This is a genomic window from Caballeronia terrestris (assembly GCF_001544515.1).
GTDB lineage: Bacteria > Pseudomonadota > Gammaproteobacteria > Burkholderiales > Burkholderiaceae > Caballeronia > Caballeronia terrestris.
Genome location: NZ_FCOL02000054.1, coordinates 24,863 through 33,889, shown reverse-complemented (window position 1 = coordinate 33,889; position 9,027 = coordinate 24,863). Strand labels below are relative to the sequence as shown.

6 protein-coding genes are annotated in these 9,027 nt (G+C 66.4%); 2 read left to right on the top strand and 4 right to left on the bottom strand.

The window, feature by feature from the left end; genetic code table 11:
• Positions 1–193: 193 nt before the first annotated feature.
• Both AWB67_RS27880 and AWB67_RS27875 read left to right on the top strand, forming a co-directional pair.
• Positions 194–3,226 carry an FAD-binding and (Fe-S)-binding domain-containing protein gene (locus tag AWB67_RS27880; protein WP_087659432.1) on the top strand — a complete coding sequence of 1,011 codons (3,033 nt, stop codon included), beginning with the start codon at positions 194–196 and terminating at the stop codon, positions 3,224–3,226.
• Positions 3,223–4,359 carry a DSD1 family PLP-dependent enzyme gene (locus tag AWB67_RS27875; RefSeq protein ID WP_087659431.1) on the top strand — a complete coding sequence of 379 codons (1,137 nt, stop codon included), beginning with the start codon at positions 3,223–3,225 and terminating at the stop codon, positions 4,357–4,359. Before AWB67_RS27880 ends, AWB67_RS27875 begins: the two co-directional genes overlap by 4 nt.
• Before the next feature lie 162 nt (positions 4,360–4,521).
• Here the strand turns inward: AWB67_RS27875 and AWB67_RS27870 are convergent, their stop codons facing one another.
• Genes AWB67_RS27870 through AWB67_RS27855 form a run of 4 tightly spaced genes read right to left on the bottom strand, consistent with a single transcriptional unit; the run spans position 4,522 to position 8,858 of the window.
• Positions 4,522–5,112: a DUF2894 domain-containing protein gene (locus AWB67_RS27870; protein ID WP_087659430.1), complete on the bottom strand. Its 591-nt coding sequence runs from the start codon at positions 5,110–5,112 to the stop codon at positions 4,522–4,524.
• On the bottom strand, positions 5,109–5,753 hold the full coding sequence (locus tag AWB67_RS27865) for an OmpA family protein (RefSeq protein ID WP_087659429.1): 645 nt from the start codon (positions 5,751–5,753) through the stop codon (positions 5,109–5,111). The genes AWB67_RS27870 and AWB67_RS27865 overlap by 4 nt, the downstream gene beginning before the upstream one ends.
• Entirely contained in the window at positions 5,750–8,143 is a 2,394-nt protein-coding gene (locus tag AWB67_RS27860) for a DUF802 domain-containing protein (protein ID WP_087659428.1), read from the bottom strand. Before AWB67_RS27860 ends, AWB67_RS27865 begins: the two co-directional genes overlap by 4 nt.
• A gap of 10 nt (positions 8,144–8,153) precedes the next feature.
• Positions 8,154–8,858, bottom strand: a complete 705-nt coding sequence (locus tag AWB67_RS27855; protein ID WP_087659427.1) for a DUF3348 domain-containing protein — start codon at positions 8,856–8,858, stop codon at positions 8,154–8,156.
• Between the last annotated feature and the right edge of the window lie 169 nt (positions 8,859–9,027).

Here is a 9,027-nt window from a genome sequence, read left to right as displayed (position 1 = left end):
TGCTTTCTTTGCTTACTTTCTTTGCAGCAGCAAAGAAAGTGAGTCCCGCCCCGGACAGGGGCAGAGCAAATAGACCGACACCAAAGCAAGTTCCACAGGAGCCCAAGCGCATCAAACGGTGTTAAGCAACCCAACCCCAACCCAACCCCAACCCCAACCCCGAGCGCCAGCGAACATCACGAAGGTAATCAACATGACTCCTCCGACCTCAGGCTTGCTCGTCAAGCCGATTCATCTGGTCCCGTCGGCGGCGCGCTACGCGTCGCCTCTGGCGCGGCGGCTGCGCGAAGCCTTGCGCGGCGACGTCTACTTCGATACCGCAAGCCGCGGCCGCTATTCCACCGATGCGTCGATCTACCAGATCATGCCGATCGGCGTCGTCGTGCCGCGCGATCAGGACGACCTGCGCGCGGCGCTCGAAATCGCCCGCGACGAGAAGGCGGCGGTGCTCGCGCGCGGCGCGGGCACGAGCCAGTGCGGACAGACGGTGGGCGAGGCGCTCATCATCGACACGACGAAGTGGCTCAACAACATCGTCTCCTTCGATGCGAATGCGCGCACCGTCACGGTCGAGCCGGGCGTCGTGCTCGATCACCTGAACGCGTGGCTGAAGCCACACGGCCTGTGGTTCCCCGTCGACGTATCGACGGCCGCGCAGTGCACGATCGGCGGGATGGCCGGCAACAACTCCTGCGGCTCGCGCTCGATCGAATACGGCAACATGGTGCACAACGTGCTGTCGATCGATGCCGTGCTCGCCGACGGTAGCGAAGCGCGCTTCCAGTCGCTGAACCTGCCCGCGGACGACGCGCGGCTAAAAGGCATCATCGATGGCGTACGCCGCATCGCGACGCGCGAGCGCAGCGAAATCGCCGAGCGCATGCCGAAGGTGCTGCGCCGCGTGGCAGGCTACAACATTGACCTGTTCGATTGCCAGAATCCGCTCGCCTACACGGACGACGGCTCGGCGAACCTCGCGCATCTGCTGGTCGGATCGGAGGGGACGTTAGCATTCAGCCGCCAGCTCACGCTGAAGCTCGCGCCGCCGCCCGCGCACAAGACGCTCGGCGTCGTGAACTTCCCGACCTTCTACCAGGCGATGGACTTCGCGCAGCACATCGTGAAGCTGCGCCCGACGGCGGTCGAACTCGTCGACAGTACGATGATCGAGTTGTCGCTCACCAATCCGGCGTTTCGTCCGGTGATCGAGAAGGCGCTGGTGGGCAAGCCGGCTGCGATCCTGCTCGTCGAGTTCGCCGGCGACGATCACGCGGCGCAGGTGCAACGCCTCGCGCAACTCGACGACCTGATGAGCGACCTCGGCCTGCCAGGGTCGGTCGTGAAGATGCCCGAGGCCGGCGAGCAGAAGGCGCTGTGGGAAGTGCGCAAGGCGGGTCTCAACATCATGATGAGCATGAAGGGCGACGGCAAGCCGGTGTCCTTCATCGAGGACTGCGCGGTGCCGCTCGAACATCTCGCGGAGTACACGACTCGCCTGACCGAGATGTTCCACGAGCATGGCACGGAAGGCACGTGGTACGCGCACGCGAGCGTCGGCACGCTGCACGTGCGGCCGATTCTCGACATGCGCCGCGACGGCGCTGTAAAAATGCGCGCGATCGCGGAGCAGGCCGCCGAACTGGTGAGCGAGTACAAAGGCGCGTATTCGGGCGAACACGGCGACGGCCTGTGCCGCGGCGAATGGGTCGCATGGCAGTACGGGCCGCGCATCAACCAGGCGTTCAGCGAGATCAAGCAGCTGTTCGATCCGGAGAACCGCTTCAGCCCCGACCGGATCGTGCGTCCCCCGAAAATGGACGACGCACGCAACTTTCGCTTCGCGCCGGGGTATCGAGAGAAGGCGTTTACGCCGTCGCTCGACTGGTCGGGCTGGAACGTGACGCGCGATCCGCTCACGGGCGCCGAAACTCTCCCCGGCACCGGCGACGATTTGAGCGGCGGCCTCGCCAAGGCCGTCGAGATGTGCAACAACAACGGACACTGCCGCAAGTTCGACGCCGGGACGATGTGCCCGAGCTATCGCGTGACGAAGGACGAACAGCACGTCACGCGCGGACGCGCGAACACGCTGCGCCTCGCGATCTCCGGACAACTCGGCGACGAAGGACTCGCGAGCCGAGACGTGAAGGAGACGCTCGACCTGTGCGTGTCGTGCAAGGGCTGCAAGCGCGATTGCCCGACCGGCGTCGACATGGCGAAGTTCAAGATCGAGGCGCGCGCGGCGTGGGCAAAACGTCATGGCATCACGCTGCGCGAGAAGATGGTCGCGTACATGCCGCGCTACGCGCCCTATGCGGCGCGGGCCGGCGGATTGATGGCCGCTGCCGAGCGCATCCCGGTGGTGTCCGCGTGGGTGAAACGCGCGATCGGCTTTGCGCCCGAGCGGTCGATGCCGCGTTTTCGCAAGTCGTTCCTTTCCGATGCAGTCACGCGCAGATCGAACGCATCCGCAGCAAAGGAAGTGCTGCTTTTCGTCGATACGTTCAACAACCACATGGAGCCTGACAACGCCCGCGATGCGCAACGCGTGCTCGAAGCCGCTGGCTACACCGTGCGTTTCAATACGCGCGAAGGCGAGCTGCCGGTTTGCTGCGGGCGGACTTTTCTCGCGGCGGGTCTCGTCGACGAAGCCAAACACGAAGCGCGGCGCCTGCTCGATACGCTGATGCCGTATGTGGATCGCGGCGTCGCGGTGGTCGGGCTGGAGCCGTCGTGCCTGCTCTCGATGCGCGACGAATTCCTGCAATACGGCTACGGCGACGAAGCGCGCAAGCTCTCCGAATCAGCGTTCCTGTTCGAGGAGTTTCTCGTGCGCGAGAAAGCGGCGGGGCGGCTGAACCTCCCGCTGCGCGCGCTCGACGCGCCCCGCGCGTGGGTCCACGGCCATTGCCACCAGAAAGCGTTCGACGCGTTTCGCCCCGTGCAGACGGTCCTCGGCTGGATTCCGGGGCTGGAAGTGAAGGCGATCGAGTCGTCGTGCTGCGGGATGGCGGGCAGCTTCGGCTACGAGGCAGAGCACTACGCGGCATCGAAGGCGATGGCGGAACTGTCGCTCTTGCCCGCCGTGCGGCAGGCGGCGCGAGGAGATGTTATCGTCGCCGACGGCACCAGTTGCCGCCATCAGATACACGACGGCGCGGCGGCCGAGGCCCTGCACGTCGCGCGCGTGCTGGCCCTTGCACTCGATTCCGGATCATCCACATGACACTTGCTGTTCCTCCCGCCGCGCTCGTCGGCGATTCGCTCGGGGGCGTCGGCACGCCGTCGCTCCTGATCGACCTCGATGCCTTCGATGCGAACCTGCGCGAGATGGCGGCCTTCGCGGCATCGAGCGGCGTTGCGCTGCGGCCGCACGCGAAGGCGCACAAGTCGAGCGCCATCGCGACAAGGCAAGTGGCGGCGGGCGCGGTCGGCGTGTGCTGCCAGAAGCTGAGCGAGGCGTATCCGTTCGCGGCGGCGGGTATCGAAAGCATTCACGTCAGCAACGAGTTCTTCGGCGCGGACAAGCTCGCGATGGCCGTCAAACTCGCGTCGCGCGTGCGGTTGAGCGTGTGCGTCGATGCGCGCGTCCAGGTGGATGCGCTCGGCAGAGCGGCGGCGCAGGCGGGCGTCACGATCGACGTGCTGCCCGAAGTCGATGCTGGCCAGCATCGCTGTGGCGTGACGACGCCAGACGCGCTTCTCCAACTCGTCGATGCCGTGGCCGCGCATGCGTCGCTGCGCTTCGCAGGCGTGCAGGCGTATCACGGCGGCGCGCAGCATATCGCCGGCTGGAGCGCGCGCAAGGAAGAAGCAGTGCGCACCGCCGACCGGACGGCCGCGTTCCTGCGCGCGCTCGATGCGCGCGGCGTGCGTTACGCAGTCATGACGGGCGGCGGAACGGGCACGGTCGAATTCGATGCCGTGAGCGGCGTCTACACAGAAGTGCAGCCCGGCTCGTACCTCTTCATGGATGGCGACTACGGCGGCCTCGACTGGTCCGGCGCGATGCGGCCGCGCCACAGCCTCTTCGTCCTCTCGACGATCATGAGCGCGGCGCGCGCGGGCATCGCCGTGTGCGATGTGGGGCTGAAGGGGCTGGCCGTCGATTCGGGATTGCCGCGCAGTGTCGGCTGGGCACCTGGGTCGAAAGGACCGGCGCTGCGGTACGTCGCCGCGAACGACGAACACGGCATGCTCGAAGCAGAGGGCGATACCGCCGGCGTGATCGGCGAGCGCGTTCTGCTGCCGCCGGGACATTGCGATCCGACGGTGAATCTTTATGACGAGTATGTGTGCTTTCGCGACGATCGCGTGGAAGCCATCTGGCCGATCGATGCGCGGGGTTTGTCGCGATAGATGGCACGCGCGTTTTGCTGCGCCATTCGTATTCACCACGTGGGCGCGCACTTACGACGGTCGCGCGTTTTCCAAGTGGAAGCGCTCTGGCCGATCGACGGGCGGGGATTGTCGCGGTAGCCGGCGCGCGCGATTTGTCGCGCCAATCGATTCGCAAAAGCGCTAGCGCGCTTTCGCCCGGCCGCTCTTCCTAACGTTTCCCGCGCGAGGCGCGTCCCTGGTCACCGGGGCGCCGCCGTTCAACTGCTCCATCCACGACAGCGCATCGACGTAGGAAAGAAACTGCTGCAAATACCCCGGCGACAGCTCACGCATCAGCGAAAGCGATCGATGCACGAGGCTGCTCGAATTGAGCGGACCGGCGTTTCCGGGCACCTGCGCGAGCGATTGCCGCAGCTGCCGCGCGGTGCTGACTCGCGACCACGTTTCCCTGAAGTGATCGAGCGCTTCCAATTCGGGATACGTGCTTGCACCGTCCGACGCATGACTGGCGATGTGATCGACCAGTTCGGCGAGCGGTCCGCGAGCGGATTCGATCGGCGGCGGCGCTGTGCAATCGAAGCGTTCCAGATCGCCCGCATAGGCTTCCAGCAACCCCGCGACACGCTCATCCAGAATCCGTCGCGCTTCGCCGCGATGGCCGGCCGCGCGCCGTTCCAGCGCATCGATAAAAAGAAACCGCACCGGGTCCAGCCGATCGGCGCCGTGCTCACGCCATGCGTCGAGCGTTTCGCGGGCGGCGTTCGTCGTCATGGCTTTACCGCCGCAGTCGACGACGGCCTCGGCATCGGCGCCATTTCGACGCGGCGATTCTTCGCGCGCCCGGCGTCGTCGGCGTTCGAACTCACCGGTTGACCCGCACCGAACGCCGCCGCGAACACCGAGGAAGAGGGCACGCCCTCGTCGATCAGCGTTCGCGTGACCGTCAGCGCCCGCTGCGCGGACAATTCCCAGTTGTCGGCGAAGCGCCGATTGCCTTCGCGGACCTGCCGGTCGTCGGTGAAGCCGCTCACCATCAAAATCTCTTCGCGAGCCCGCAAATACGCGGACAGCGGCCCGGCGAGGCTCTTCAGCAAGTCCCGTCCTTCGGGCCGCAACTGATCGGAATTCAGCGCGAACAGCACACTCCCGCTGATCCCGATGCGCCCGTTCACGAGCGTCACACGCCCCGCCGCGAGCGGCCCGGCAAGCGCCTGTTCGAGCGTCTTGCGGCGCTGCGTCTCCGCCTGACGCTGCTTGACCTCCTGATCCAGCTTGCTCGACAGTTCGAGCTGCACGCCGATGACGCCCACCAGAATCAGCACGAACACGCCCAGCAGCACGGACATCAAGTCGCCGAAGACGGGCCAGATCGGTGCGGCCGGCTCCACGCCGCCGTCGATGTCCTCGCTCATGCCGCTTCGGCTCCGGCGGACGCGCGCTGGCCGGCGAGCTGCTGCAATTCCTCGACGATCTGCTTTTGCGACAGCATGCTCAAATCGATGACTTCCCGCGCCTGCGCGACGTAGTAGGCAAGCTGCTCGTCGCTGCGCGCGAGCGACTTGTCGAGCGCGGTTTCGATGCGCTGCAGGTGCGCCGCGAGCTTGTCGTTCGACGCACCGAACACGTGCACGGCCGCGCCGAACGCCTCGCCGAGACTCGCCACCTCGACGGCGCTGCCGGTCACTTGCGCGGCCACCGCGCCGAGCTTGCCGGTTTCGGCCTCGACGTGATCGGTAAATCTCGTGCCGACGCGATCCAGCAGATCCGCCGACGTCGACACGAGCGCATCGACGGCCGTGCGCTGTTCGGTAGACGCGTGGTTCACGGCATCGAGCAGGGTTTCGAGCGTGGCGAGCAGGCGGCTGCGCTCTTCGAGCATCGCCGTATCGCGAACCATGCTGTCGGAGAGCTTCTGGCGCAATTCCGCGACGACTTCCGCCGCCGCGCGCGGGGCTTCCGACGCGGCCTGCACGAGCCGCGAGATCTCGCCGATGGTGTCGGCAGCGTGCGCTTTGGTCTGCGCGGTCATGTCGCTAGCGGTGCGTTCCAGCGTGTCGCAGATTTCCTGCTGACGGGCCGCGGCGTGCGTGCTCGTCGCTTGCCAGTCGGCGTGGAGTGCGGCGGCCATCGATCCGAGCGACGCGGTCCATGCCGCGAGGCGCTCTTCGTCGCGCGATGCGAGTTCGGTGCGCAAACCTTCGTGCGACTGGTTCAGCTCGCGCAACAGCGACTGCGAGTGCTGCTCGAACGTCGCGGCGGCGGCTGACAGCGCTTGCTGATTGTCGGCGGCGAGCTTTTCACCGGCGCGTTCCTGTCGCGAGAGCGCTTCGTTCCATGCCGCCGATACGCTGCCTGCCGTCGTGTCGAGGCGAGTGGCGACGTTTTCCAGCAGGCCGGCCGAGCGCTCTTCGAAGGTGCCGGAGAAACGGTCGAGCGTGGTGCGCAGGTCTTGCGCGAGCGCTTCGCTCGATTGTTGGTGGCCGGCGAGCGCCTGCTTCCAGAGGTCGGCGATGGTCGTAGTGGTTGTTTCGAGACCTGTCGAAACGCCGGTGAGTTGCTGCTCGACCGCTTTCGTGACGGTGTCGTGCAGCGTGGCGGTTTCGCGCGCGATGCCTGTCATCGTCGATTCGATGCTGGTCGTCAATCCGCTGAGTTGCCGCGCGACGGCGCCTGTCACTGTCTCGTGCAACGTGGCTGTATCACCTGCAATTTTGGTAACCGTCGATTCCAAACCGGTCGTCAGTCCGCCAAGTTGCCGCTCCACCGCGCTCGTAACCGTGTCGTGCAACGTAGCCGTGTCGCGGGTGATGCTCGCTAACGTCGATTCGAGTCCGCTGGAAACCCCGCCGAGTTGCCGCTCCACCGCATTCGTGACGGTGTCGTGCAGCGTGGCCGTTGCCCGCGCGATGCCGGCCATCGTCGCTTCCATGACCGGCTGGAGCGCGGCGCCAGCGGCGCGCGCGCTTTCCGCGACGCTCCGTTTCAACGACTGCTCGACCGACGATGCCAGCCGCGTATAAGCCGCCTCGGCCATGCCGTGGAACGCGTCCTGGCTCGCGATCTGGCGCTCGTTCAGCGCGAGGCTCTGACGTTCGATGGCCGTCATCATCGATTGCAGACGGTCGACCAGCGTCGGCATCAGTTCGGACTGACGCTGCAGCAGCCGGAGAGCCTCTTCGCGCTGATACGCCTGCGAGAAAACGCGCAAGTTCGTCGCGATTTTCACGTCGAGCGTCTGCGCCGCCTCGATCCGCTCGCGCCGGAACAGCGCGGACAGCAGCCCGAGCATCGCCGACGTTGCGACGCCCGCGATCGACGTGCCGAACGCGAACCCCAGCCCCTTGACCGGCGCGGCGAGCGATGCGCGGATCGCTTGCAGATCGGTAGCGCTTTCGAGCGCCATGCCGGTGCCGCGCAGCGTCGCGACCATGCCGAGCAGCGTGCCTAGCATGCCGAGCAGCACCAGCAGACCGACCAGATACGGCGTCAGCGCCGGGCCGGGCAGAGCCACGCGCTCACCCTCGACGCGCAGCCGCACCGCATTGCGCAGGCTCGGATGCAGCCGATCGAGCCAGCCGGCGAGTCCCGGCGGCGGTCCGGCAAGGCCGCCTACAGCGCCCGAGAGCGTGGACGTGGCCTGGCTGTAGCGCCACAGTTCGAGCGCGCCCGCGACGTAACAGGCGCCGATCAGCAGCGTGACGGCGAACGCCAGCGGGTTCGAGACGACGTAGCCGCCGCCGATCCAGCACACGGCGGCGAGGCCAGTCAAAAAGACGGCGAGATGAATCGGATATCTGGACATGGCGTCCCGGTTAGCGGGCCTGAAGGGCGGCGAGCAGCCCTTCGACCGGTTGAAAACGAATTTCGAGTTCGGCCAGCAGCACGCTCCGCATGTCCTTGCGGAACACGTCGAGCCATGCGCCGGGCGTGTCGTTCCGGGCGTCGTTCGCAACGAGCGTCGCCTGCTCGGCCTTGCGCAATCGCTCGAAATGCCCGCCGAGCAGCACGGGCACCGTTGCGAACAGGCTTCGCTCGCGTGCGGAGAGCGATTGTTCCATGACGGCATCGACCATCGCGAGTCGGGTCATGGCGGGCGTCCTCGTGGCGAGCATCGACCGCAGACGGCCGCGCAACGTGCCGATCGACGTCTCCATCGTCTGCTGCAGCGAGAGACAGCGGTGGCGGAAAAACGCGTAATCGACTGATGTTTCCTGCGCGCCATCGCGGCGTTTGACGCTAAATGCGCTGTCGCGGGCGATCGCCTTCGTCAGCGACGCGCGCACGCGGGCGCATTCGTCCTCTTCAGCGTGGCCGCCGGACCGCGCGCCCGGGGCGGCGGCGGGCGGATTGGCGGACAGTGCGGTCGAAAGGGCGATCGCGTCGGTCCAGCCGAGCCATTGGCTCAGCCGGTCCGAGAGCGATTGTCTCGATTCGGGGACGTCGACGTCCGTCAGGCGCGTCAACAAGCGAATGAGCGTCGGGCCGCTGAAAGCTGTGCGCTGGGGGGCTTGCACGATGCACCAGAGTGTGAAAAACCCGACAGTTTACACGTCCGCGGAGGCAGGCGAGTTTCGGTTGGGGTCGTCGCGGGTGGTTTGTATTGCCAGCAAGGCTCGCCGCGATTTGGGCCTTGTCGCAATGCGGGTCGTCGGAATCATCTGAGGCGATCACGCCTGAGAACAGGAC

What these genes read in the sequence shown, in the direction of transcription:
- AWB67_RS27880 (WP_087659432.1), top strand. Translation starts at nt 194, where the DNA reads ATGACTCCTCCGACCTCAGGCTTGCTCGTCAAGCCGATTCATCTGGTC.
- AWB67_RS27875 (WP_087659431.1), top strand. Translation starts at nt 3,223, where the DNA reads ATGACACTTGCTGTTCCTCCCGCCGCGCTCGTCGGCGATTCGCTCGGG.
- AWB67_RS27870 (WP_087659430.1), bottom strand. Translation starts at nt 5,112, where the DNA reads ATGACGACGAACGCCGCCCGCGAAACGCTCGACGCATGGCGTGAGCAC.
- AWB67_RS27865 (WP_087659429.1), bottom strand. Translation starts at nt 5,753, where the DNA reads ATGAGCGAGGACATCGACGGCGGCGTGGAGCCGGCCGCACCGATCTGG.
- AWB67_RS27860 (WP_087659428.1), bottom strand. Translation starts at nt 8,143, where the DNA reads ATGTCCAGATATCCGATTCATCTCGCCGTCTTTTTGACTGGCCTCGCC.